Here is a 23,094-nt window from a genome sequence, read left to right on the forward strand (position 1 = left end):
GCCTACGACTTCCAGTGGCGCTTGCGCAGCTCGTTCTTGAGCACCTTGCCGACGCTGGACAGTGGCAGGGCGTCCACAAACTCGGCGCTGCGCGGGATCTTGTACCCGGCAATCAGCGCCCGGCAATGGCCCTGGATCGACTCGAACGTGGCTTCCGCGCCTGACTTCAGCACCACCACCGCGTGCACGGACTCGCCCCACTTCTCGTGCGGCACCCCGATCACGGCGACCTGCGCCACCGCGGGGTGGCTCGCCAGCGCGCGCTCCACCTCGGCGGAATAGACGTTCTCGCCGCCGCTGATGATCATGTCCTTCATGCGATCCACCAGGAACACGAAGCCGTCCGTGTCCATGTAGCCGCCGTCGCCGGTGTGCATCCAGCCGTTGCGCACGGCCTCCGCCGTTGCCTCGGGCTGGTTCCAGTAGCCGAGCATCACGTTGGGGCCGCGCACGGCGATCTCCCCCACCGTGCCACGCGGCACCTCGCGGCCCTGCGGGTCGATAATTTTCACTTCCACCATCGGCGCGGGCCGTCCCACCGAGTGCATCTTGCCGCTCGCCAGGGCGGCATCGCTGTGATACTCGGGGCCGAGCAGCGTGGCCACCGGCGCCAGTTCGGTCATGCCATAGCCCTGCGCGAACTGCGCGTTCGGGAACGCGGCCCGGCAGCGGGCCAGTAGCGCCGGCGTCATCGGCGAGGCGCCGTAGCGGATCAGGTTGAGCGACGAGAGGTCGAGATCGGCCGCGCGCTGCGGGTTCTGCTCGCGCCAGTCGAGTCCCATCTGGATCATCGTCGGCGCCAGCAGCACCGAGGTTACGGCGCCACGCGCGATCGTCTCCAGCATCTGGCCGGGATCGAAAGCCGTCATCGGCACATGCGTGCCGCCGACCAGGAAGACCGCGTTGATGGCCGCGAAGCATGCCAGGTGGAACATCGGCATGACGTGCAGCATCACGATCGTTTCGTCGAAGGTACCCGTCATCGGCTGGTTGCAGGCCGAGGAGACGAGGTTCGTGTGGCTGAGCATCACGCCCTTCGGGAAGCCCGTGGTGCCGCCCGTGTAGAAGATGCCGGCCAGGTCGTCGCCGTGACGGTAGGCATCCTCCACCGGCTCGCTATCGGCAACCAGTGCCTCGTAGTTCAGCATGCCCTCGGGCGTCTCGCCGTCGCCGGCGTAGATGACGTGGCGCAGCGTGGGGCATTCGGCGGCCACCTTGCGCGCCACGACCGTGAAGGGGTCGTCGACGATCAGCACGGCGGTGCCCGAGTCATTGAACGAATACAGGATCTCGGCCGCGCTCCAGCGCGTGTTCACCGGATTGAGCGCCGCGCCGGCCCACGGCACGGCCATGTAGTACTCGATATAGCGGGCCGAATTGAGCGAGAACATCGCCACGCGCTCGCCGTCGGTCACGCCGAGCTTCTTCAGCGCGCCGGCCAGCCGCGCCACGCGGTCGGCAAGTTCGGCATAGGTCTGGCTGCGGCCCTGGAAACGCACGGCCGTCTTGTCCGGCCGTTGCTGCAGCGATCTGTGCAGCGATTGTGTCATGTACATGCGATGTGTCTCCGTCACCAACCGAGAGGGGCGGTAGCGGCCTCTTGTCGGGCCGCTCTGTGGGTCTTCCGGGTGCAGCCGGGCTTAGAAATTGCCGCCGGGGCCACCACCGCAGTAGACGACCTGCCCGGACAGGAAGTTCGACTCCGGCGTGCAGAACAGATACACGGCGCCAGCCGCTTCTTCCGGCTTGCCGGCACGGCCCAGCGGCGTCATGCGGCTCACGCCGTCGAGCATCGCCTGCTGCACACCGACCTTGATCTCGCGGCCTTCGATGTTGACGGTCTTGCTCTGGTCGCCGGCCAGTGCCTGTGTCAGGCGCGTTTCGATCAGGCCAAAGGCCACCGCGTTCACGTTGACCTTGAGGCGGCCCCACTCCTTGGCCAGGGTCTTGGTCATGCCCAGGATGCCGGCCTTGGCTGCCGAGTAGTTCGACTGGCCCGGGTTGCCGCCCGCCGCGCCGGACGAGATATTGACGATCTTGCGGAACACCTCCCGGCCCTCGGCCGCTTCGGCCTTGGCAGCGGCGCTGATCACCGGCTGCGCGGCACGCAGGATGCGGAACGGCGCGGTCAGATGGCAGTCAAGGATGGCATACCACTGTTCGTCGGTCATCTTCTGGATGACGTTGTCCCAAGTGTAGCCGGCGTTGTTGATGATGATGTCGATGCCCTTGTGGTGCTCGACCGCCGTCTTGACCAGGCGATCGGCGAAATCGGGGGCAGTGACGCTGCCGACGCATGCCACGGCTTCGCCGCCCTGCGCGCGGATCAGTTCCACCACTTCGGCGGCCGGATCGGCGTCCAGGTCGTTCACCACCACGCGGGCACCTTCGGATGCCAGCTTCAGCGCCACTTCACGGCCAATGCCACGGCCCGAGCCGGTGACGATGGCGGACTTGCCTGCGAGTTTGCTCATGTCTGTTCTTCCTGTATCGATTCGTCTAGGGTGCGATGGGGAGCCGGCTTATTTCAGGGCGACGATGGCTTCGCCCAGCAGCTTGTCCTCGCCATACTGGTTGGCGCAGCGCAGCGCCACTTTCACGCGCTGCTCGCCATCGGCCTCGAATTTCTCGGTCACCACGCCGGTGCACGTCGGCTGGTTGCCCAGGTGCGTGATGCCGGTGAAGCGGATGGCCACGTTGCGCACCTGCGCCTGCGGCACCCAGCCGGTCAGCAGGCGGCCCAGGTAGGCGGCGGAGAGCATGCCGTGTGCGAACACATCCGGCATGCGCGCCTTGCGGGCGAAGTCGAGATCGATGTGGATCGGGTTGTGGTCGCCGGAGGCGCCGCAGTACAGCGCCAGCGTGGTGCGGTTGATCGCCGGCAGGGCCAGCGGCGGGAGCTTGTCGCCAACCTTCACATCGTTGAAACGGGGGGCTTGCATGGTCATTGTCTCCTTAGCCACGGCGTTCCACGAGCGTGCCGCGCATATCGGCCACGTGCTCGCCACGCTGGTTGGTCACGCGCGTCGTGTTGACCACGAAGTGCAGCGCGCCGCCCTTCTTGTCGTACACATCGGTCACGGTGGTTTCGAAATGCAGCGTATCGCCGGCGTAGGCCATCCGGTGATAGTCGAACGCCTGCTCGGCGTGCAGGATGCGCGCGAGGTCCAGCTTCAGCAGGCCCATGCGGTCCACGCCTGCCGAGACGTCGCTGTTCAGGCACATCAGGAAGGTCGGCGGCACGGGCAGCGTGGGGTGCCCGGCATCGCGCGCGGCGGCTTCATCGGTATAGATCGCATCGGTCTCGCCGATGGCCTTGGCGAAGAAGCGCAGGCGCCCCATCTCCACGTCGATCGAGCCCTTGCCCAGGCTGAGCCCGATCATGCTCTTGTCTGCCATGTTCTTATCTCCTCTTCGATTGGACGGTTCAGCCGCGACCGTACAGCGTCACCACGCAGGCGCCGCCCAGGCCGAGGTTGTGCTGCAGCGCGAGTTGCACGTTCTCCACCTGGCGCTTGTCGGCCGTGCCGCGCAACTGGTTGGTCAGTTCGTAGCACTGGGCGAGGCCCGTCGCGCCCAGCGGGTGGCCCTTCGAGAGCAGGCCGCCCGACGGATTGGTGACAACCTTGCCGCCATAGGTGTTGTCGCCGTCCATCACCATCTTCTCGGCCTCGCCCACCTTGGCGAACCCGAGCGACTCGTAGGTCAGCAGCTCGTTGTGCGCGAAGCAGTCGTGCAGCTCGCACACCTGGATGTCGGACGGGCTCACGCCAGCCTGCTCGTAGACGGCCTTGGCGGCGTTCTGCGCCATGTGGAAGCCCACCAGGCGGATCATCGACGGCGGCGCGAAGCTGTCCGGCACATCGGTCGTCATCGACTGCGCCAGGATGCGCACGTCGGTGCGCAGGTTGTGCTTGCGCGCGAAGGCCTCGGTACAGACGATGGCGGCGGCGGCGCCGCAGGTCGGCGGGCAGGCCATCGAGCGCGTCATCACGCCCGGCCACATCACCTTTTCGTTCATCACGTCTTCCGGCGTGACCACGTCGCGGAACACGGCGAGCGGGTTGTTGGCGGCGTGGCGGCTGGCCTTGGCGCGGATGCGGGCAAAGGTCTCCAGCTTGGTGCCGTACTGCTCCATATGCTCGCGGCCGGCGCCGCCGAACAGGGTCAGCGCGCGCGGCACGCCGGCGTCCACAGCGTCCTGGATCAGATGGCCGCCAATCGCGGTAAAGCCATCGAGCGGGCCCTCGCGGTCATCCCACTTGCCCTTGAGCGCACCCGGCTGCATGAACTCGAAGCCCAGCGCCAGCGCGCATTCCACCGCGCCGGACTCCACGGCCTGGCGCGCCAGGAACAGCGCGCTGGAACCGGTGGAGCAGTTGTTGTTGACGTTGACGATGGGAATGCCCGTCACGCCTACCTTGTACAGCGCGGCCTGGCCGCAGGTGGAATCGCCATAGACGTAGCCAACGAATGCCTGCTGGATCTTGTCGTACGGCAGGCCCGCATCCTCGAGCGCCAGCTTCGCGGCCGTGGCGCCCATCACGCTGTACGACTCGCTCTGGCCCGGCTTCTTGAACGGGATCATGCCGACCCCGGCTACCACTACATGCTTTGACATTGCCTTGTCTCCTCGCTGGTCTTGTTTTGCTTACATCTTGCGCGTGATGAGCTCACGCATGACTTCGTTGGAACCACCATAGACGCGCGCGATGCGCATGTCCACGAACGCCCGGGCGATCGGGTATTCGAGCATGTAGCCGTAGCCACCGTGCAGCTGCACCATGTCGTCGATGCACTTCCACAGCACTTCCGTGGAGTACAGCTTGGCGATGGCGGCCTCCTCGCCCGAGAGGCCCCGGCGCATGTGCTCGGCCAGGTAGTAGTCCACCATCGTGCGCAGCGCCACGGCATTGGCCTTGATGTCGGCGAGCTTGAACCTGGTGTTCTGGAAGTCCCAGATCGTGCCGCCGAAGGCCTTACGGTCCTTTACATACTCGACGGTCTGGGCGAGCAGACGCTCCAGCTTGGAGGCGGCGCCCACGGCGATGATGAAGCGCTCCTGCGCCAGGTCGTGCATCAGGTAGCCGAAGCCCTTGTTGACCTCGCCCAGCAGGTTGCTGGCCGGCACGCGCACGTTGTCGAAGAACAGCTCGGCGGTGTCCTGCGAGTGCATCCCCACCTTGTGCAGCTTGCGGCCGCGGCGGAAGCCCTCGCGGTTGGTCTCCACCATGATCAGGCTCACGCCCTTGGCGCCGGCCGCCGGGTCGGTCTTGCAGACCACCATCACCATGTCCGAGATAAAGCCGTTGGAGATAAAGGTCTTGCTGCCGTTGATGACCCACTCGTCACCATCGCGGACCGCCGTGGTGCGGCACGCCTTGACGTCCGAGCCGCCGCCCGGCTCGGTGATCGCCACGGCGAGAATGGTTTCGCCGGCGCAGACGCCCGGCAGCCAGCGCTGCTTCTGCTCTTCGGTACCCAGGCGCGCAATGTACGGCGCGACGATGTCCGAATGCAGGCCGAAGCTCACGCTGACGCCCACGTGGGCCATTTCCTCGGCGATGATCGCCGCATGGCCGAAGTCGCCGCCGCCACCGCCGTACTCTTCCGGCAGCGAGGTGCCCAGCAAGCCTTCGCGGCCGGCCTTCTGCCAGGTCTCGCGGTCGACGATACCGTCGGCCAGCCAGGTTTCCTGACGCGGCAGACATTCGCGCTCCAGGAAACGGCGCACGGTGGTGCGGAACTGCTCGTGATCTTCACGATAAACGTTACGAACGACTTCCACGCAGACTCTCCTGTTCGAAATGGGTAAGCGCCTGGCAGCTCCCGGGCTACCCGCGGTGAGCGGAATGATGCGGGGCCGCATCGCGCACCACCCCTCCCCGAATCGGGTAGTCGCTACCTCCCCGCCCGCGCCGCCGCGTCCCTCCCCAAACCGGGGAGGCCGTGCCCCCCTGTCTCCCCGCCATCATCTCCGTCAGGCCGCGTGCCCCCAACGCCGCGCCGACCATAACCAGAAGAGGAGGTGTGCCGTGGAAGTAACCCGTACCGTTTTCCGTGAGGACCACGAAATGCTCCGCGAGAGTGCGCGGCGCTTCTTCGAGCGCGAATGCGCCCCGCGCCAGGCGCAGTGGGACGCGGACGGCCGCGTAGACCGCGAGACCTGGCTGAAGGCCGGCCGCGAAGGACTGCTCTGCGTGGCCATCCCCACCGAATATGGCGGCGGGGGCGGCGACTTCGGCCACTCGGCGGTGGTGCTCGAGGAAACGCACCGCGCCGGGATCTCGGGCTCGGGGTTTTCCCTGCACTCGGACATCGTGGCGCCGTACATCGCGCGGCTGGGCACCGAAGAGCAGAAGCAGCGCTGGCTGCCGGGCGTCTGCGCCGGCGAAACCATTCTCGCCGTGGCGATCACCGAGCCGGGCGGCGGCTCCGACGTCAAGGCGTGCCGCACCACGGCGGTCCGGGACGGCGACGAGTGGGTCATCAACGGCAGCAAGACGTTCATCTCGAACGGCACCAGCGCCGACATGATCATGGTGATCTGCAAGACCGATCCGGCGGCCGGCGCCAAGGGCGTGAGCCTGATCATGGTGGAGACCAACCGCGCAGGCTTCCGCCGGGGCCGCAAGCTCCAGAAGGTAGGCCAGCCCGCCGCGGACACTGCCGAACTGTTCTTCGACAACGTGCGCGTGCCGGCCAGCAACCTGCTCGGCGAACTGAACCAGGGCTTCGGCTACCTGATGCAGGAGCTGGCCCAGGAACGCCTGATCATCGCGCTCTACGCCGCCGTGGCGCTGGAGCGCCTGCTCGGCATCACGGTGGCATACGTCAAGGACCGCAAGGCCTTCGGCGGCACGATCTGGGACTTCCAGAACACCCGCTTCAAGCTGGCCGACGCCAAGGCGCACGCCGTGGCCATCCGCACCATGGTCGACTACTACCTCGGCGAGCACCTGCGCCGCAAGCTGACTGTGAACGAGGCGGCCATCGCCAAGATGCACGCCACCGAGACACTGTGGAAATGCCTGGACGATATGGTCCAGCTCCACGGCGGCTACGGCTACATGATCGAGTACCCCATCGCGCGGGCCTTTACCGACTACCGCGTCTCGCGCGTGGTGGGCGGCGCCAACGAGGTCATGCGCGACCTGATTGCCCGCAAGCTGTAACAGCCGGCGGCATCCATCCCTATACATCAGTGAGCAGAGGAAAAACATGAGCGAGAAAGTCATCATCGGCGGCGTGGGCATGATCCCGTTCGCAAAGCCCGGCGCGAGCGCCAGCTACACCGACATGGGCGCCGAAGCCGTGCGCCGCGCGCTGGCCGACGCCGGCATCGGCTACGAGCTGGTCCAGCAGGCTTACGCGGGGTACGTCTACGGCGACTCCACCTGCGGCCAGACCGCGCTGTACGAGGTGGGCCTCACCGGCATTCCCATCGTCAACGTCAACAACAACTGCTCGACGGGTTCCACCGCGCTGTACCTCGCCCGCCAGGCCGTGGCGCTGGGCGATGCCGACTGCGTGCTGGCGCTCGGCTTCGAGCAGATGCAGGCCGGCGCGCTGAAGTCCCACTGGGACGACCGCCCGCCCACGCGCGCGCGCTTCCAGCCGATCCTCAAGAAGCTGACCGAGGACGTTACGGACATTCCCCAGGCACTGCGCAGCTTCGGCGGCGCAGGCCGCGAGCACATGCAGCGCTACGGCACGCGCATGGAGACCTTTGCCGCCATCCGCGCCAAGGCCAGCCGCCACGCCGCCAACAACCCGCTGGCGCTGTTCCGCAACGTGCTGACCACCGAAGACGTGATGAACGACAAGGTGATGTGGCCCGGCGTGATGACCCGCCTGATGGCCTGCCCGCCGACGTGCGGCGCCGCCGCCGCGCTGATCGTCTCGGAGCGCTTTGCCCGCAAGCACAACCTGCGTTCGGATGTGGTCATCGTGGCCCAGTCGATGACGACGGACCCGGTGGAATCGTTCGATCCGCCCTCGATGATCAGCTACGTCGGTGGCCATATGGCCCGCGCCGCCGCGCAGCAGGTGTACGAGCGCGCCGGCGTCGGTCCGCAGGACATCGACGTATGCGAGCTGCATGACTGCTTCGCCCAGAACGAGCTGCTGAGCTACGAGGCGCTCGGCTTCTGTCCCACCGGAGAGGGCGAGAAGTTCGTGATGGACGGCGACAACACCTACGGCGGCAAGGTCGTGACCAACCCGTCCGGCGGCCTGCTGTCCAAGGGGCACCCGCTCGGCGCCACCGGGCTGGCCCAGTGCTACGAACTGACCCACCAGCTGCGCGGCACGGCCGACAAGCGCCAGGTCGAAGGCGCGCGCCTTGCCCTGCAACACAACCTCGGTCTTGGCGGCGCGTGCGTGGTCACGCTCTACGGCAAGAACTGACGCTACCCACTTCAAGGAGTCCACGACATGAGCAAGAAACTGGAAGGCAAGGTCGCCATCGTCACCGGCGCGGGACGCGGCATCGGCCGCTGCATCGCGCTGAAATTCGCCAATGAAGGCGCCAGCGTGGTCGTCAACGACCTCGACGCCGCACCGGCCAACGAAGTCGTGGCGGAGATCCGCGCCGCCGGCGGCCAGGCGCTGGCCTTTCCGTGCAACGTCACGGCGCCGGACTTCGGCGACCGCCTCGTCAAGGCCACGCTGGAAGCCTTCGGCGGCATCGACATCATCGTCAACAACGCCGGCTACACCTGGGACAACGTGATCCAGAAGATGAGCGACGAGCAGTGGGACGCGATCATCGATTGCCATCTGAAGGCGCCCTTCAACCTGCTGCGCGCCGCCCAGCCCTACTTCCGCGAGGCCAGCAAGGCCGAGGCGGCGGACGGCCGCGAGGTGTTCCGCAAGGTGGTCAATATCTCGTCGACCTCCGGCACGCAGGGCAACGCCGGACAGGTCAACTACTCGGCCGCCAAGGCCGGCGTGATGGGCATGACCAAGACGCTGGCCCGGGAATGGGGCCGCATGAAGGTCAACGTCAACTGCGTGGCCTTCGGCTTCATCGCCACGCGCCTGACCGAGCCGACCGCCGAGGAGAAGACCGTCAGTATCGAAGGACGCGACATCAAGGTCGGCGTGAACCCGGACCGCATCGTCCAGGCCAGCAAGGAAATCGCGCTGGGCCGCCCGGGCACGCCCGAGGAAGCCGCCGGTTCGGTCTTCATGTTCTGCATCCCCGAGTCCGACTACGTCACCGGCCAGACCATCATCTGCGGCGGCGGGCGCGGCGGGTTCTGATCCCCACGCTCCAATGAGAACGGGGCGCATGCCACTGCGGCATGCGCCCCGTTTTTCATTCCCTGCCCCGCGCGCTCAGACCGGGCGGTCCCCGATGATGGTGGCGCGGTTCATATGGCGCGGCGCCGGAAAGTAGTCCTGCACCGCATAGTGCTGCGTGGAGCGGTTGTCCCACAGCGCGATGGTGTCCGGCTCCCACTTCAGGCGCACCTGATACTCGGGCGCGGCGGCCTGGCGGAACAGGTATTGCAGCAGGTCCAGCTCGGCCGGGCGGAAATCGGAGCCGATGCGGTACGGCTGTACCTTGCTGAAATTGTCGAAATGGGTGGTGAAGCCTTCGTTGACGAACAGGATCTTCTCGCCAGTCTCCGGATGGGTGCGCACTACCGGATGCACCATCGGCGGATACTTCTTGCGCAGTTCCTCGACCTTGGCATCGGAGAGGGCCTGGCCGAAGGTCGGCATGGCGTCATGCACGGCGCGCAGCCGGGCGATCTTCGCCTTCATCTCGTCCGGCAGGTTCTCGTACGCCGCCACCATGTTCACCCAGATGGTGTCGCCGCCCACCTCGGGGCAGCTCACGCATCGCAGCATCGAACCCATCGACGGCACCTCGCGCCACGTCACGTCGGAGTGGTAGAGGTTCTCGCGGCCACGCGCGCTGCCGTCACGGCCAAACACCACCAGTTCCGGGTGCTCCGGATGATGCGGGATCATCGGATGCACCTCCAGCTCGCCAAAGCGGCGTGCCACGGCCACGTGCTGTGCCGGCGTGATGTGCTGGTCGCGGAAGAACAGCACCTTGAACTTCAGAAGCGCGCGGCGCAGGGCGAGGTAGGTCTCGTCGTCGAGCGGCCGGGCGAAGTCGATGCCGGTAATCTCGGCACCGATCGCGGGGGTAGAACGGCGCACGCCAAACGGCCAGGATTCGGTGTCCTGGGCGTTGGTCCGCGCAGGGGGCGCGTCTTCGGCGACGGCGGTTGCTGCAGGTTGCATGGTTGTCTCCTCGTTTTATCGTCGTGGGAATGCAGCCCCGCGCGGACGTGCGGGGCGGTTTAGCTGTCGAACACGATCACCGAGCGCGCCAGTTCGCCGCGCCGCAGCTCGTCGAAGGCCTCGTTGATCTGTTCGAGCCGCAGGCGGCGCGAAATCATCTGGTCGAGATGCAGCTTGCCCGCCATGTAGAAATCGACAAGGCGCGGCATATCCACCGGAAAGCGGTTGGAGCCCATCATCGAGCCCTGGATACGGCGCTCGTACAGCAGGTGGAACGGGTCGATCTCCAGCTTGGTGCCCGGCTTGATCATGCCGATGACCGTGGCGGTGCCGCCGCGCCGCAGCATGCCGAAGGCCTGCTCGGCGGTGGCTTTCAGGCCGATGCACTCGAAGGCGTGGTGCACGCCCTGCCCGGTCAACTCGCGCACGGCCGCGACCACGTCGATGTCCTTCGCCTGGATCAGGTCCGTGGCGCCGAACTGCCGCGCCAGTTCCAGCTTGCTGTCGAGCATGTCGATGGCGATGATCCGCCCGGCCCCGGCCAGCGCCGCGCCGTTGATCGCCGCCAGGCCGATGCCGCCGCAGCCGATCACGGCAACCGTCTCGCCGGGCGCCACCTTGGCGGTATTGACCACCGCGCCGGTGCCGGTGGTGATGGCGCAGCCGATCAGCGCGGCGCGGTCCAGTGGCATGTCGCGCCGGATTGCCACGCAGGCGTGTTCGTGCACGAGCATCTGCTCGGCGAAGGCCGACAGGTTGGCGAACTGCGGCATCGGCTTGTGCTGGTACGCCAGACGCGGCTCATCGCCCTTGGACCGGCGGGTGTCGGGGGACTCGCACAGCGACAGGTGCCCGGTCAGGCAGTGCTCGCAGTGCCCGCAGTAGACCGACAGGCAGGTCACCACGTGGTCGCCCGGCTTGACCGTACGCACCTCCGAGCCCACCTGCTCGACCACGCCGGCGGCCTCATGGCCCAGCACCACCGGCGCCGGGTGCGGAAACACGCCGTCGACGAAATGGAGGTCGGAATGGCAGACGCCGACGGCGCGGGTGCGAATCAACACCTCGCGCGGGCCGGGCTTGGCGATGGCGATGTCCTCAATACTGAGGGGTTGGCCGGGACGATGGAATACCGCAGCTTTCATGGCTGAACCTCTAAATGCGATGGGACGGACAAACAGGCGGGCATGCCAGAAGAGATGCCGGAAGGACGCCCGCCCACGGATCTGGACGTTACAGCGGTGCGACGGCGTCACCCCTCCCCGGTACGGGGGGGGGTGGCGGTGCAGCAGGACGGCGGGGACTACGGAGCAGGCTGACGGCTGCCGGATGGCTTGCCGCCGGCGGGCGCATCGGCGGCGAGGTCGCGCAGCAGGGCCACCGCCTCGTCGCGCCCGCTCACGCCCAGTTTCATGAAGATATTCTTGAGGTGCCACTTCACCGTCTCGGGCGAGACCGCCAGCGTGCGCGCCACCATCTTGTTCGACATCGCCTGGGAGATCAAGGTCAGCACCTCGGTCTCGCGTTCGCTCAGGGCCTTGATCGGCGCCGAGCGGCGGGCCGGCGCGGCCGGCGCCTGGCGCTCGCGCCAGCGGCCCGACGCCTCGAGCAGCCGCTTCGTATAAAACGCCAGTACGGGGTCGAGCGTGCCTTCGGCCAGCACCGTGCGCAGCAGCGTGACGCCGCCCGAGGTGGCATCGAGCAGACTGCGCAGCAGGCCCAGCCGGTGGCCAAGACGGAGCGCCTCGACCAGATGTTCGCGCGCGGCACGGCCATTGCCCCGGCCGTTCTCGGCCACCGCGCATTGCATATGGACGATGGCGCCATGCCGGCCGCGCGACGCCAGCACCGGGCTGGAGAGCATCGGCTGGAGCCGGGCCAGCGCCCCGTCGAAATCATGTCGATGCAGGCACAGGCCGATGCAGGCCAGCTGCGCGTGCGCCGCAATCTCCCATACATCGGTCCGGCCCGCGTTGACGGCGGCCAGCTTGCGCACGCGCTCGATGGTTGCCTCGGCCAGATCGGTCTCGCCTTCGCGCAACTGCCAGCGCGAGCGCACGTTGAGCGCCATTACCAGCAGGCGGTCGAGGTTGTTGCGCACCGCGTAGTCCTCCAGGCGGTCCAGGCAGGCCGCGGCCTCCAGGCGCCGGCCCGCCACGCGGTGCGACAGCGACAGCATCAGCAGCGCGCGCAGCGTGGCATCCGGCACCGACACGGTTTCCAGCTGGCCGATCCACCGCTCCAGCAGCGTGCAGACGGCGTCGATCTCGTTGAGTTCGTAGAACGTCTCGCTCAGCAGCACCGCTGCCATGTGCGCCACGCCGACGTACTCGGAACCAAGCTGGTCGGCCTCGTGCAGCACCTGCCGGAACACGGGCTCGGCCTGCAGCATCCTGCCTTCGATCGACAGGCTCAGGCCGGACAGGCATCGCCCGATCAGGTTGCTGAGCATGCCGCCGCCGCCATGATGCGTGCCATCGGCCAGGATCTGGCGGGCGCGCTCGTACTCACCACGGTGCATGTGCAGCCAGCCCAGCACGTTGGCGCGCGAGGTCAGCACGAAATCGTCGGCATCGGGCGGCGCGGCTTCCAGCTCGGGCAGCAGGGCCACGGCCGCGCCGATATCGTCGCGCATCAGCGCCATGGCGCCGCGCAGCACGATGACCGAGAAGCGCTCGCGGGCGCCCAGCGCGGCGGCCTGCGCCTCCAGCCGGGGGATGGCCCGCGTGGTGGCGTCCAGCCTGAGCGAGCGCAAATCCACGTGGGCCTGCATCAGCTGCAGCGCGAAGCGCGACTCGATCTGCGCGACGGGCAGCAGGCGCAGCAGGCCGCTCAGCTGGCGGAAACTGCCGCGCGCGAGCAGCTCGGGCGCGCAGGTCTGGATGGCGTCGGCCGCCGCGCCGGCCTCGCCAGCCATCACCGCGTGCCGGACCGCCTCCTCCACCTGCCCGCGCTGCTCGAACCAGCGCCACGCCGCCGCGTGCAGCGCATGCTGCCGGGCCTGCGGCATGCGCGCCACGCGCGCCAGCAGCACCTCGCGCAACAGCGGGTGCAGCCGATACCAGCTTTCATGGTCGTGGCCGCTGACCTGGATGATGAACAGGTTGCTGCTGTCCAGCCGCACCAGCCGGGTGGTCATGCGCGCCACGGCGCGCGGCTCGCCCACCAGCGTGGCGCACAGCGGCGCGCAGAAGCGGCTGCAGATGGCCACGCAGGTCAGCAGCTCCTGGTCGTCCGTGCCGAGCTGGCGCAGCACCTCGTGCTCGAAATAGTCGGCAAAGGCGCTGGCGTCGCGCAGCGTGCTGGTGGAACCGGGGAAGAAGCCCGGCGTGCCGGTGCCTTGCTTGGCCTTGATGTCGAGCGCAAACAGCTGCAGGCCGGCGATCCAGCCATCGGTCAGCTCGTGCAGGCGGCGCGCGTCACGCGGCGAGATCTCGCCGAGTTGATCGCGCAGGTAGGCTTCGGACTCCTCGGGGCTGAAGCGCAGGTCGCGCAGGTCCAGCGTGGCCACCAGCCCCTGCGAATCCAGGCGCGCCAGCGAGAGCGGCAACGCGGCGCGCGAACAGAGCACGATGTGCAGGTGCGGCGGCGCATAGTCGAACAGCCATTGCAGCATCTGCCAGATGCGGGCGTCCTCGAGGAGGTGCACATCGTCCAGGATCAGCACGAGGTCGCGCGGCTGCGCGGCGATAGCCTCGATCAGCGTGACCACCCAGTGCTCGATGGCCGAGGCATCGCTGCCGTCGCCCACCAGGGTCGCCGCGTCGCGGACGATTTCGGCATCGATCAGGCCGATGCTGGCGAGCAGGCAATCGAAGAAGCGGGCCGGATCGTCGTCCTCCTCGGACAAGGACAGCCACGCCACCTCGAAGCCGAGCGACACCAGCGACTGGCGCCAGCTGACCAGCGCGGACGTCTTGCCGCACCCAGCCGGCCCCTGCACGATTACGCAACGCTTGTGCCGCGCTTCGAGCAGGCGCGCCGCGAGGACCTCCCGCGCCAGCGGGCGGCGGGCGGGCCGTGGCGGTACCAGCTTGGTACCGGCGATGGGCTCGAAGTTGCGCGCGGAAGCCTCCGACAATGGCTTCGGCGCCGGGTCATACGAAGACATGTCGTCGATTGTGCCGGGCTCGTCACCCAGGCAGGATTCTGCGCGATGGGAACCCCGCATTATAGAGACGCGGCAGCATGCGGACCATCGGGGTCAGTCTGGAGGCCGCACCGCGCCTGGGTTTCCGGCGCGCGTGGGGGGCCGGGCCTCCCCAACGTCCACCCGGACCGGGTGGGTCGTGACGCGCACGCGCCGTGCATGATGGCGTCGGCGGCAGGGACCCCCTTCCCGCCACAGCGCCAAAACACGATGCGCGGCCCGACCGCGCCGACCAGGAGACAGAATGTTCAAGAAGACCTGCATGCTCGTGCTGGCATGCCTCGCCCAGGCCGCGGCCGCGCAGTCGCCCTACCCCAACCGCCCGATCACCTTCGTCCTGCCATTCACCCCGGGCGGCGCCGCCGACATCGTCTCCCGCGCGCTCGCCGACGACATGGGCAAGCGCCTAGGCCAGCCGGTCATCGTCGAGAACCGCCCGGGCGCGTCCGGCATGATCGGCACGAATGTGGTGGCCAAGGCACCTGCCGATGGCTACACGGTCAGCATCACGCTGACCCAGGCGATTCTCAACAATCAGTTCCTGTATACGAAGCTGCCATACGACACCCGCAAGGAACTGGCCTTCGTCACCGAGATCTGCACCGCCGGCGTGCTGCTGGTGGCCAGCCCGCACGTGCCGGCCAAGGACGTGAAGGAGCTGCTGGACTGGACCGCGCACCACCGCGCCAGCTTCGGCTCGTGGGGGGTAGGGTCCTACGGCCATCTGGTCAGCTCGCACCTGGCCCGCACGCGCAAGGCCGACATCACGCACGTGGCCTACAAGGGCGAGGCGCCGATGATCCAGGACCTCGTGGGCGGCCAGATCGACCTCGCCTTCGTCTCGGCCTTCGCCGCCAAGCCGTTCGTCGAGACGGGCAAGCTCAACGTGCTGGCGGTGGCGTCGGACCGCCGCCTGCCCGGCCTGCCCAACGTGCAGACGCTGGCCGAGGCCGGCCTGACCGACCCGGAGTTCCAGGTCACCGGCCGCGTGGTGATGATGGTGCCGGCCAACACGCCCGCCCCGGTCGTCGAAAAGCTGGAAAGTGCCGCACGCGCCGCGATTGCCTCCGAGCCGATCCGCACCCGCATGCGCGCCATCGCCATGGAGCCGATCGGCAACAGCAGCAAGCAGGCGCTGGCCAACTACGAGGCGATGTACCCGGTGCAACAGCGGCTGGTGGTGAGCACGGGCGCCCGGCTGGACTGACCCCCGCTACCTACCCGATGCGGGGGGGAGGGGGTGGGAGGGCCTGACCGTAACCTAGGCCCCTCCCTTCATCCAACGGTAGAAACACATGTTGTCTGGCATCAGGATCGTGGAAATCTGCGGTATCGGCCCGGGGCCGTTTTGCGCCATGCATCTGGCGGACCTCGGCGCGGATGTGATCGCAGTAGAACGCAGCCTGCCCGGCGAGAGCACGCCGCCCCCGGCAGGCAATGTGATCAACCGCGGCAAGCGCTCGGTCGTGGCCGACCTCAAGACGCCGGAAGGCCGCGAACTGGTGCTGCGCCTGATCGAGGACGCCGACGCGCTGATCGAAGGCATGCGCCCCGGCGTGATGGAGCGCCTGGGCCTGGGCCCCGATGTCTGCCACGCACGCAATCCCCGCCTGGTCTACGGCCGCATGACCGGCTGGGGCCAGTCCGGCCCGATGGCGCAGGCCGCGGGGCACGACAACAACTACATTTCGCTGTCCGGCGCGCTGTACTACAACGGCGGGCCGGTCGAGCCGCCCTCCTCCGCCATCACCGTGGTGGGCGATATCGGCGGCGGCGCGCTGTACCTGGCCATCGGCCTGCTGTCCGGCATCCTCAACGCGCGCGCTACCGGCAAGGGCACGGTGGTCGATGCGGCCATCGTGGACGGCTCGGCGCACATGCTGCAACTGCTGCTCGCCACGCAGTCCAAAGGCTTCGTCACCGGCCAGCGCGGCGACAACATCTTCGACAGCTCGCACTTCTACGCCACCTACCGCTGCGCGGACGGGCACTGCATCACGGTGGGGTCGATCGAGCCGCAGTTCTACGCGCTGCTGCTGGAAAAGCTCGGCGTGGCCGAGGATCCGCGCTTCGCACGGCAGTGGGACCGCAAGCGCTGGCCGGAACTGCACCGCCACTTCGCGGAACTGTTCGCCAGCCGCACCCGCGCCGAATGGCAAGCGCTGCTGGAGAACACGGACGTCTGCTTCGGCCCGGTGCTGAGCCCCGAGGAAGCAGCCAGGCACCCGCACAACGTGGCGCGTGGCGTCTACGTGGAGAGCGAAGGCCGGCTCCAGGCCGCGCCGGCGCCGCGCTTCGACGGCGAGGCGCGCAAGCCCGGCGCCATCCCGACGCATGGCCAGCATACGGCCGAGATCGCGGCAGGGCTGGCGCAAGGCGCCGCCAGCGTCTGGCGCTCTTCCGCCAAGGCCTGAGCGGAGCGTTGTCATGGCGAGTGCAACGCAACGCGGCGCCACGCCGCAACCGGCCGGCCGCCTCCAGCCGAAGCTGTCCGCGCTGATCGCGGAGGTACGCGCGGTGCGCGATGAACTGGACCGCACGCTGGCGCGGCATGGCATGCCCAGCCGTGACGCGGCGGCCTCGCGCGCGCGGTTGCTCGACCAGTGGATCCGGCAGGCACAGGGCCGGCGGCAGCTGGTCTGCCTCGCCTGCGGCGCGGAGCAGGGGCTGCTCCAGCAGGGGCACCTGGAAATCGGCCGGCGCACCGCCGCCGGTACCACGGACCGCGCCCTGCGCGCGCTGTACTGGGCCAGCGTGCAGCGCTGGAGCCGCGCGCCGGGCATCCGTCCGATGCGCGACGACACCCCGGCGACGTCTGCGGCAGCGCCATCGACATCGCCAGCCGTCGCGCCCGACATGTGCGGCGACTGCGACGACCTGCGCCAGGACATCCGCCGCTATACCCCGCATGCCGAACTGGCGCGGGACGGCGTCAACGAACCGCCCCGGCCCCATGGGGCGGCCGAATGCCGGTATCGCTGCGGCACCTGCGCCACGCAATGGGTGCGGCGCGTGCCGCCCTTCGAGCCGTTTGCTGTCTGGGCCGTGGTACCCGCCCGGCATGCGGCCCCGCTGTACCGCTGATGTTTTAAAGATTTTACGAACAGGCCCTCCATCGCTGGATGTCGGTTCCGGCGATGGCCTTTACTCCGACCCCAGGGTCGGATTTTTTTTGGGCGATGTTGGGAAAGACAGGGCGCGAAGGAGGTAAGGGTCTGCACGGATGGGTAGTGCGCAAATGCGACAGTCCGCCCATCCGGAGTGGGCAGGTTTCCGGGGCATCCGCGCTTTACTGTGCGTGCGCCGCGAAAGCGAACGCGCAACCAGCCAATGCGCTGGTTCCTAGAACGATAAGGAGACCCTCAAGCATGAAACGGAAGTTCATTACCCTGGCGGCGCTGGCCCCGCTCGCGATCACGGCCCATGCGCAGACGAGCGTCACGTTGTATGGCGTGGTCGATGGTTCCATCGAGTACGTCAACCGGGTCGCCACCTCGGCCGCCACGCCCAACCAGGGCGGCAGCCGCGTCGGCATGCCCTCCGTGGGCGGCCTGTCCGCCTCGCGCTGGGGCCTGCGTGGTGTGGAAGACCTCGGCGCCGGCACCCAGGCGCTGTTCGTGCTCGAAAGTGGCTTCCAGTGGGATAGCGGCGCCCTGCAGGGCGTGCCGCTGTTCAATCGCCAGTCGTTCGTCGGCCTGCAGAACGCCAACTTCGGCAAGCTGACGTTTGGCCGCCAGTACACCTCGTTCTTCGAGGGCATGGCCAACTTCGCGCCGATGCGCTTCGCCGCCACCTACGAGCCGGGCATCTGGTGGATGGGCCTGAACTACCGCGAAGACAACATGGCCAAGTACATCGGCAAGTGGGGCCCGATCCAGGCCGCCGCGCACTTCTCGTTCGGCACCGGCGTGGCCGTGCAGAACGCCGCCATCGCCCTGGCCAACGGCGGCGCCGGCGAGGTGCCGGGCAACTTCAAGGACAACACCGGCTACGGCGCCTCGCTGATGTACCTGAACGGCTCCGGCCTGGGCCTGTCGATTGCCGCCGACGAATGGCGTCCGGCGGCGCAGATCGGCGCGCCGGGCAAGATGACCAAGCTCGGCGCGGCGGGCCTCTACAACACCGGCCCGTTCAAGTTCACGCTCGGCTATCGCTACAACAAGGGCGAGTTCGCCAGCGGCGCCACGCTGCTGCGTGACGACTACTGGTGGGCGGGCGTGAACTACCAGGCCACGCCGGCCTGGGGCCTCTCGCTGGCCTACTACTACGCGGACGTTAAGGGCGCGCGCGCCACGGCTACGGCGGCCGAGACCAATCCGCCCAATATGCAGCAGGTCACCTTCACCACCACCTACAACTTCAGCAAGCGCACCGACGTCTATATGTCGGTCGGCTACGCCCACAACGGCGGCCTGAGCTTCGACGGCCTGGCCACGGCCTACGCCTTCAAGTACCCGACCATGTCTGGCCAGCAGAACATGGTCGGCGTCACCATCGGCGTGCGCCAGATCTTCTGACCGGCCACCCCCGGCCACCCGTTCTTGGGGGGGACCCCCACCCCCCCGGGAACGGCATCATCCCTGACAGACCCCCACAGTCCCAAGGATGACGACCATGGCCAACGCCGTACCAGACGCCACCACGCCCCCCTTCCGTACGCTGCGGCATACCCGCAGCATCCTGTGCCGCGGCTACCTGCGCGACGATGGGCGCTACGACATCGAGGCCGAGATGCAGGACATCTCCGCCGTCGCCACCGAGCTGCCGTTCACCGACCTGCCCGCCGGCGGCCACCTGCACCGGATGCACCTGACCATGACCGTCGATGCCGGCATGGTGATCCACCACTTCGCCGCCCGTACCGAGACCGGCCCCACGCCTTACTGCGCCGAGATCAACGCCGCCTACGCCACCCTGATCGGGCTGCACATCGGCAAGGGCTTTCATCAGGCAGCCCGGCAACGGCTGGCCGGCGTGCGCGGCTGCACGCACCTGACCGACCTGCTCGGCCCGCTGGCCACCACGGCCATGCAGACCATGATGTCGATCCAGCGCGAGGAATCGCCCTGGCACACCAAGCTCCACGGGGATACGCCCCTGCCCCAGCCCTGGGTGCTGGGTACCTGCCACGCCTACCGCCTGGACGGCGAGGCCGCCCAGGTCATCTGGCCGATGCACCGCAGGGCGGCAGTGGTGCCGGAGACGACGGCGCAGGAGTGATGCACCATCCACATTTAGTGCCGACCCCGTCACATGACTCGCCTGCAATGAAGTTGTTATAATCGCCCGACTTCGAAAAACTCCGAATCCGCGCAACGCCCGCGGCTCCGTCCGCACAGCGCCATCCCGCAGTTTCCATGGCAGTCCACCGGACGGCGTCTGACAGGCCCCGCGGACCCGACAAGCGTGCCGAGGAAATCCGTGGCCGGTACTGAAATCGCAACGCCAGGCGCCCCGCTCGCGGGACCCGCCGTGTCATCGGGCAGCTCGTTCCACACGGCCATGCGCATCCTGCCCGCCTCCCAGCGGCAGGCCATGTTCGAGATCTACGCGTTTTGCCGCGCCGTGGACGATATTGCCGATGGCGACACCCAGCACGCCGACCGTCTGGCCGCGCTCGAGCAATGGCGCGCGGACATCGCCGCCTGCTACGCCGGCCGGGCGCCCGCCGCGCTGGAGCCGCTGAACGTGCAGATCCAGGCATTCCACCTCCAGCAGCAGGACTTCTGCGACGTCATCGACGGCATGATCATGGACGTGGTGGCGACCATCGTCGCACCGGACGCCGCCACGCTGGACACCTATTGCGACCGCGTGGCCAGCGCCGTGGGCCGGCTGGCCGTACGCGTGTTCGGCCTGGAAGAAGCGCCCGGCATTGCGCTGGCGCACCACCTGGGCCGCGCGCTGCAACTGACCAATATCCTGCGCGATATCGACGAGGACGCCGGCATCGGCCGCCTGTACCTGCCCGCCGAGGCGCTGGCCGCCGCCGGCATCCCGATCGGCACGCCGCACGCCGTGATCCATCACCCCGCCATCGGCACGGTCTGCCAGGGCCTCGCGCGGGAAGCCCAGGCCCACTACGACGCCTCCGCCGCCATCATGGCGCGCTGCCCGGCGCGCGTGGTGCGCTCGCCGCGCATCATGTTCGAGGTCTACCACGGCATTCTCACGCGCCTGCTGGCGCGTGGCTGGCAGCCGCCGCGCACGCGTGTGCGCGTGCCCAAGGCCAAGCTGGTGTGGATCCTGCTCCGGCATGCCATTGCCTGACCCGACACCCCTAATATGGAAGAGGAGGCGCGGCCGCTTGCCGCGCCATCCGTAGAGAGAGAAGTGCCCCCAGAATTGATGAACCAGGCCGCAACGATCACCCGCCCCGAATTCACCGCCACCGACGCGCTGGCTGCCAGCGTGAACCGGCTCGCCCAGCCTGCCCTGCCGGACCCGCTCGACGCCGGCATCGCCCATGCCGTGGATACCCTGCTCGCCCAGCAACAGGCCGATGGCCACTGGGTCTACGAGCTGGAAGCCGACGCCACCATCCCGGCCGAATACATCCTGATGGTGCATTACCTCGGCGAGCAGGCCGACCCGGTGCTCGAGGGCAAGATCGCCAACTACCTGCGCCGCATCCAGAACGCCGATGGCGGCTGGCCGCTGTTCCACGCCGGGGCCTCCGACATCAGCGCCAGCGTGAAGGGCTACTTCGCGCTCAAGATGGCCGGCGACGACCCCGAGGCCGCGCACATGCGCCGCGCACGGGCCGCCATCCACGGCATGGGCGGCGCCGAGGCGAGCAACGTCTTCACGCGCACCCTGCTGGCCCTGTACGGCGTGATGCCGTGGCAGGCCGTGCCGATGATGCCCGTGGAAATCATGCTGCTGCCGCAGTGGTTCCCGTTCCATCTCTCCAAGGTCTCGTACTGGGCGCGCACGGTGATCGTGCCGCTGCTGGTGCTGAACAGCCTGCGTCCGCGGGCGCGCAACCCGCGCAAGATCGGCATCGACGAACTGTTCCTGCGCCCGGCCCAGTCGACCCGGCTGCCGGCGCGCGCGCCGCACCAGAGCCCGCTCTGGGTGGGCGTGTTCCGCGCGCTGGACGCCGTGGTGCGCGTGGCCGAGCCGCTGTTCCCGCGCAGCCTGCGCGCGCGGGCCATCGAGCGCGCCCGCACGTTCACCGTGGAGCGCCTGAACGGCGAAGACGGCCTCGGCGCCATCTTCCCGGCGATGGTCAATTCGGTGCTGATGTTCGATGTGCTCGGCGTGCCCGCGAGCGATCCGGACCGCGCCATCGCGCGCCGTTCCATCGACAAGCTGCTGGTCGTCCGCGACGATGAAGCCTATTGCCAGCCCTGCCTGTCGCCGGTCTGGGACACCTCGCTGGCCAGCCACGCGCTGCTGGAAGTGGGCGAGCCGCGCGCCATCGCCGCCGCCGCGCGCGGCCTGGACTGGCTGGTGCCGCTGCAGGAACTGAACCTCAAGGGCGACTGGATCGTGCGCCGCCCGGACGTGCGGCCCGGCGGCTGGGCCTTCCAGTACGCCAATGCCCACTACCCGGACGTGGACGACACCGCCGTGGTGGCCGCCGCAATGGACCGCGCCGACAAGGGCGACCGGACCGACCGCTACAAGACCGCCGTGGCGCGTGCCTGCGAGTGGGTCGTCGGCATGCAGAGCAGCAACGGCGGCTGGGGCGCCTTCGAGCCCGAGAACACCCATCTCTACCTGAACAACATCCCGTTCGCCGACCACGGCGCGCTGCTGGACCCGCCCACCGCCGATGTCTCGGCGCGCTGCCTGGCCATGCTCTGCCAGCTCGGCCAGATGCCGGCCAACAGCGAGCCCGCCGCGCGCGCGCTGCGTTACCTGCTGGACGAGCAGGAAGCGGACGGCAGCTGGTTTGGCCGCTGGGGCACCAACTATATCTATGGCACGTGGAGCGCGCTGTGCGGCCTGAACGCCGCCGGCATCGGCGCCAACGCGCCCGAGGTGCAGCGCGCGGCCAGGTGGCTGCTGTCGATCCAGAACCCGGACGGCGGCTGGGGCGAGTCCGGCGACAGCTACAAGCTCGACTATCGCGGTTACGAGCGCGCGCCGAGCACGGCGTCGCAGACCGCCTGGGCCATGCTGGGCCTGATGGCGGCCGGCGCCGGCGACCACCCGGCCGTGGTGCGCGGCGTGGAGTTCCTGCTGCGCACGCAGGCCAGCCATGGTTTCTGGGATGAGCCGTATTTCACGGCCGTGGGCTTCCCGCGCGTGTTCTACCTGCGCTACCACGGCTACGCGCGCTTCTTCCCGCTGTGGGCGCTGGCGCGCTTCCGCAACCTGCTGCGCGAGGGTAACCACGCCGTGGCGTGGGGCCTGTGAGCCCCGCCCACGCCCCGGTGCTGGCGGTGAGCGGCATGCGCTTCGAGGCGCAGATCGCCGCCGGCCCCGGTATCGAAACGCTGTACGGCCGCCGTGACGCCGCGCTGGCGCGGGCGCTGGACCAGGCCTTGAAGGATGGCCGCGCGGGCGGCTTCGCCGGCGTGATCAGCTTTGGCGTGGCGGGCGGGCTCGACCCGACGCTGCCGCCGGGCACGGTCATCGTGGCCACCGGCGTGCGCGCCGGCGCCGAATCGTTCCGCACCGACCCGTTCTGGAGTGCCGCGCTACGCCGCGCGCTGCCGCAGGCGGTGCCC

20 protein-coding genes are annotated in these 23,094 nt (G+C 68.4%); 11 read left to right on the top strand and 9 right to left on the bottom strand.

Annotated elements, in window-relative coordinates:
* Positions 1–2 precede the first annotated feature (2 nt).
* From KHO18_RS16455 to KHO18_RS16480, 6 genes are all read right to left on the bottom strand, one after another.
* Positions 3–1,556, bottom strand: a complete 1,554-nt coding sequence (locus KHO18_RS16455; protein ID WP_211943566.1) for a long-chain-fatty-acid--CoA ligase — start codon at positions 1,554–1,556, stop codon at positions 3–5.
* Positions 1,557–1,640: 84 nt separating this feature from the next.
* Positions 1,641–2,474 carry an SDR family NAD(P)-dependent oxidoreductase gene (locus KHO18_RS16460; protein ID WP_092297054.1) on the bottom strand — a complete coding sequence of 278 codons (834 nt, stop codon included), beginning with the start codon at positions 2,472–2,474 and terminating at the stop codon, positions 1,641–1,643.
* Positions 2,475–2,522: 48 nt separating this feature from the next.
* Positions 2,523–2,942, bottom strand: a complete 420-nt coding sequence (locus tag KHO18_RS16465; RefSeq protein ID WP_144196930.1) for a MaoC family dehydratase — start codon at positions 2,940–2,942, stop codon at positions 2,523–2,525.
* A gap of 13 nt (positions 2,943–2,955) precedes the next feature.
* On the bottom strand, positions 2,956–3,399 hold the full coding sequence (locus tag KHO18_RS16470; RefSeq protein ID WP_144196929.1) for a MaoC family dehydratase N-terminal domain-containing protein: 444 nt from the start codon (positions 3,397–3,399) through the stop codon (positions 2,956–2,958).
* Positions 3,400–3,427: 28 nt separating this feature from the next.
* Complete coding sequence (locus KHO18_RS16475; RefSeq protein WP_144196928.1) at positions 3,428–4,621, bottom strand: lipid-transfer protein; 1,194 nt, start codon at positions 4,619–4,621, stop codon at positions 3,428–3,430.
* A gap of 30 nt (positions 4,622–4,651) precedes the next feature.
* Complete coding sequence (locus tag KHO18_RS16480) at positions 4,652–5,788, bottom strand: acyl-CoA dehydrogenase family protein (protein WP_144196927.1); 1,137 nt, start codon at positions 5,786–5,788, stop codon at positions 4,652–4,654.
* A 247-nt stretch (positions 5,789–6,035) separates the two neighbouring features.
* Between KHO18_RS16480 and KHO18_RS16485 the strand changes: the two genes are divergently transcribed.
* From KHO18_RS16485 to KHO18_RS16495, 3 genes are read left to right on the top strand one after another with little or no spacing between them, the layout of a single operon-like run.
* Positions 6,036–7,175, top strand: coding sequence for an acyl-CoA dehydrogenase family protein (locus tag KHO18_RS16485; protein WP_144196926.1), 1,140 nt, complete (start codon positions 6,036–6,038; stop codon positions 7,173–7,175).
* A 46-nt stretch (positions 7,176–7,221) separates the two neighbouring features.
* Entirely contained in the window at positions 7,222–8,409 is a 1,188-nt protein-coding gene (locus tag KHO18_RS16490) for a lipid-transfer protein (protein ID WP_144196925.1), read from the top strand.
* A gap of 27 nt (positions 8,410–8,436) precedes the next feature.
* On the top strand, positions 8,437–9,267 hold the full coding sequence (locus KHO18_RS16495) for an SDR family NAD(P)-dependent oxidoreductase (protein ID WP_144196924.1): 831 nt from the start codon (positions 8,437–8,439) through the stop codon (positions 9,265–9,267).
* Between the two features lie 75 nt (positions 9,268–9,342).
* On the opposite strand, the gene KHO18_RS16500 is transcribed toward KHO18_RS16495, so the two are convergent.
* The 3 genes from KHO18_RS16500 to KHO18_RS16510 form a co-directional block, all read right to left on the bottom strand.
* The gene (locus KHO18_RS16500) at positions 9,343–10,263 is read right to left on the bottom strand and encodes a TauD/TfdA dioxygenase family protein (protein WP_144196923.1); all 921 of its coding nucleotides are present in this window, start codon (positions 10,261–10,263) and stop codon (positions 9,343–9,345) included.
* Positions 10,264–10,322: 59 nt separating this feature from the next.
* Complete coding sequence (locus KHO18_RS16505) at positions 10,323–11,408, bottom strand: Zn-dependent alcohol dehydrogenase (protein WP_092297031.1); 1,086 nt, start codon at positions 11,406–11,408, stop codon at positions 10,323–10,325.
* 158 nt (positions 11,409–11,566) lie between these two features.
* Positions 11,567–14,374 carry a LuxR C-terminal-related transcriptional regulator gene (locus KHO18_RS16510; RefSeq protein ID WP_144196922.1) on the bottom strand — a complete coding sequence of 936 codons (2,808 nt, stop codon included), beginning with the start codon at positions 14,372–14,374 and terminating at the stop codon, positions 11,567–11,569.
* A gap of 283 nt (positions 14,375–14,657) precedes the next feature.
* Between KHO18_RS16510 and KHO18_RS16515 the strand changes: the two genes are divergently transcribed.
* The 8 genes from KHO18_RS16515 to KHO18_RS16550 all read left to right on the top strand — a co-directional run.
* Positions 14,658–15,620: a tripartite tricarboxylate transporter substrate binding protein gene (locus KHO18_RS16515; RefSeq protein ID WP_144196921.1), complete on the top strand. Its 963-nt coding sequence runs from the start codon at positions 14,658–14,660 to the stop codon at positions 15,618–15,620.
* An 88-nt stretch (positions 15,621–15,708) separates the two neighbouring features.
* Positions 15,709–16,827, top strand: coding sequence for a CaiB/BaiF CoA transferase family protein (locus KHO18_RS16520; protein WP_211943567.1), 1,119 nt, complete (start codon positions 15,709–15,711; stop codon positions 16,825–16,827).
* 13 nt (positions 16,828–16,840) lie between these two features.
* Complete coding sequence (locus tag KHO18_RS16525) at positions 16,841–17,497, top strand: hypothetical protein (RefSeq protein ID WP_144196919.1); 657 nt, start codon at positions 16,841–16,843, stop codon at positions 17,495–17,497.
* A gap of 284 nt (positions 17,498–17,781) precedes the next feature.
* A complete protein-coding gene (locus KHO18_RS16530; protein ID WP_144196918.1) occupies positions 17,782–18,930 on the top strand; it encodes a porin in 1,149 nt (382 codons plus the stop codon).
* 97 nt (positions 18,931–19,027) lie between these two features.
* On the top strand, positions 19,028–19,633 hold the full coding sequence (locus KHO18_RS16535; protein WP_211943568.1) for a DUF2889 domain-containing protein: 606 nt from the start codon (positions 19,028–19,030) through the stop codon (positions 19,631–19,633).
* Positions 19,634–19,834: 201 nt separating this feature from the next.
* Positions 19,835–20,683, top strand: a complete 849-nt coding sequence (gene hpnD / locus KHO18_RS16540; RefSeq protein WP_144196916.1) for a presqualene diphosphate synthase HpnD — start codon at positions 19,835–19,837, stop codon at positions 20,681–20,683.
* A gap of 78 nt (positions 20,684–20,761) precedes the next feature.
* Complete coding sequence (gene shc / locus KHO18_RS16545) at positions 20,762–22,780, top strand: squalene--hopene cyclase (protein ID WP_144196915.1); 2,019 nt, start codon at positions 20,762–20,764, stop codon at positions 22,778–22,780.
* Positions 22,777–23,094: phosphorylase family protein (locus KHO18_RS16550; protein ID WP_457912090.1), on the top strand; the 318-nt coding region annotated here is incomplete at its 3' end. The genes shc and KHO18_RS16550, both read left to right, overlap by 4 nt.

Origin of the sequence: Cupriavidus campinensis (genome assembly GCF_905397395.1) — a bacterium.
In the GTDB taxonomy this organism is placed as follows: Bacteria; Pseudomonadota; Gammaproteobacteria; order Burkholderiales; family Burkholderiaceae; genus Cupriavidus; species Cupriavidus campinensis.

What these genes read in the sequence shown, in the direction of transcription:
- KHO18_RS16455 (WP_211943566.1), bottom strand. Translation starts at nt 1,556, where the DNA reads ATGTACATGACACAATCGCTGCACAGATCGCTGCAGCAACGGCCGGAC.
- KHO18_RS16460 (WP_092297054.1), bottom strand. Translation starts at nt 2,474, where the DNA reads ATGAGCAAACTCGCAGGCAAGTCCGCCATCGTCACCGGCTCGGGCCGT.
- KHO18_RS16465 (WP_144196930.1), bottom strand. Translation starts at nt 2,942, where the DNA reads ATGCAAGCCCCCCGTTTCAACGATGTGAAGGTTGGCGACAAGCTCCCG.
- KHO18_RS16470 (WP_144196929.1), bottom strand. Translation starts at nt 3,399, where the DNA reads ATGGCAGACAAGAGCATGATCGGGCTCAGCCTGGGCAAGGGCTCGATC.
- KHO18_RS16475 (WP_144196928.1), bottom strand. Translation starts at nt 4,621, where the DNA reads ATGTCAAAGCATGTAGTGGTAGCCGGGGTCGGCATGATCCCGTTCAAG.
- KHO18_RS16490 (WP_144196925.1), top strand. Translation starts at nt 7,222, where the DNA reads ATGAGCGAGAAAGTCATCATCGGCGGCGTGGGCATGATCCCGTTCGCA.
- KHO18_RS16495 (WP_144196924.1), top strand. Translation starts at nt 8,437, where the DNA reads ATGAGCAAGAAACTGGAAGGCAAGGTCGCCATCGTCACCGGCGCGGGA.
- KHO18_RS16500 (WP_144196923.1), bottom strand. Translation starts at nt 10,263, where the DNA reads ATGCAACCTGCAGCAACCGCCGTCGCCGAAGACGCGCCCCCTGCGCGG.
- KHO18_RS16505 (WP_092297031.1), bottom strand. Translation starts at nt 11,408, where the DNA reads ATGAAAGCTGCGGTATTCCATCGTCCCGGCCAACCCCTCAGTATTGAG.
- KHO18_RS16510 (WP_144196922.1), bottom strand. Translation starts at nt 14,374, where the DNA reads ATGTCTTCGTATGACCCGGCGCCGAAGCCATTGTCGGAGGCTTCCGCG.
- KHO18_RS16515 (WP_144196921.1), top strand. Translation starts at nt 14,658, where the DNA reads ATGTTCAAGAAGACCTGCATGCTCGTGCTGGCATGCCTCGCCCAGGCC.
- KHO18_RS16520 (WP_211943567.1), top strand. Translation starts at nt 15,709, where the DNA reads ATGTTGTCTGGCATCAGGATCGTGGAAATCTGCGGTATCGGCCCGGGG.
- KHO18_RS16525 (WP_144196919.1), top strand. Translation starts at nt 16,841, where the DNA reads ATGGCGAGTGCAACGCAACGCGGCGCCACGCCGCAACCGGCCGGCCGC.
- KHO18_RS16530 (WP_144196918.1), top strand. Translation starts at nt 17,782, where the DNA reads ATGAAACGGAAGTTCATTACCCTGGCGGCGCTGGCCCCGCTCGCGATC.
- KHO18_RS16535 (WP_211943568.1), top strand. Translation starts at nt 19,028, where the DNA reads ATGGCCAACGCCGTACCAGACGCCACCACGCCCCCCTTCCGTACGCTG.
- shc (WP_144196915.1), top strand. Translation starts at nt 20,762, where the DNA reads ATGAACCAGGCCGCAACGATCACCCGCCCCGAATTCACCGCCACCGAC.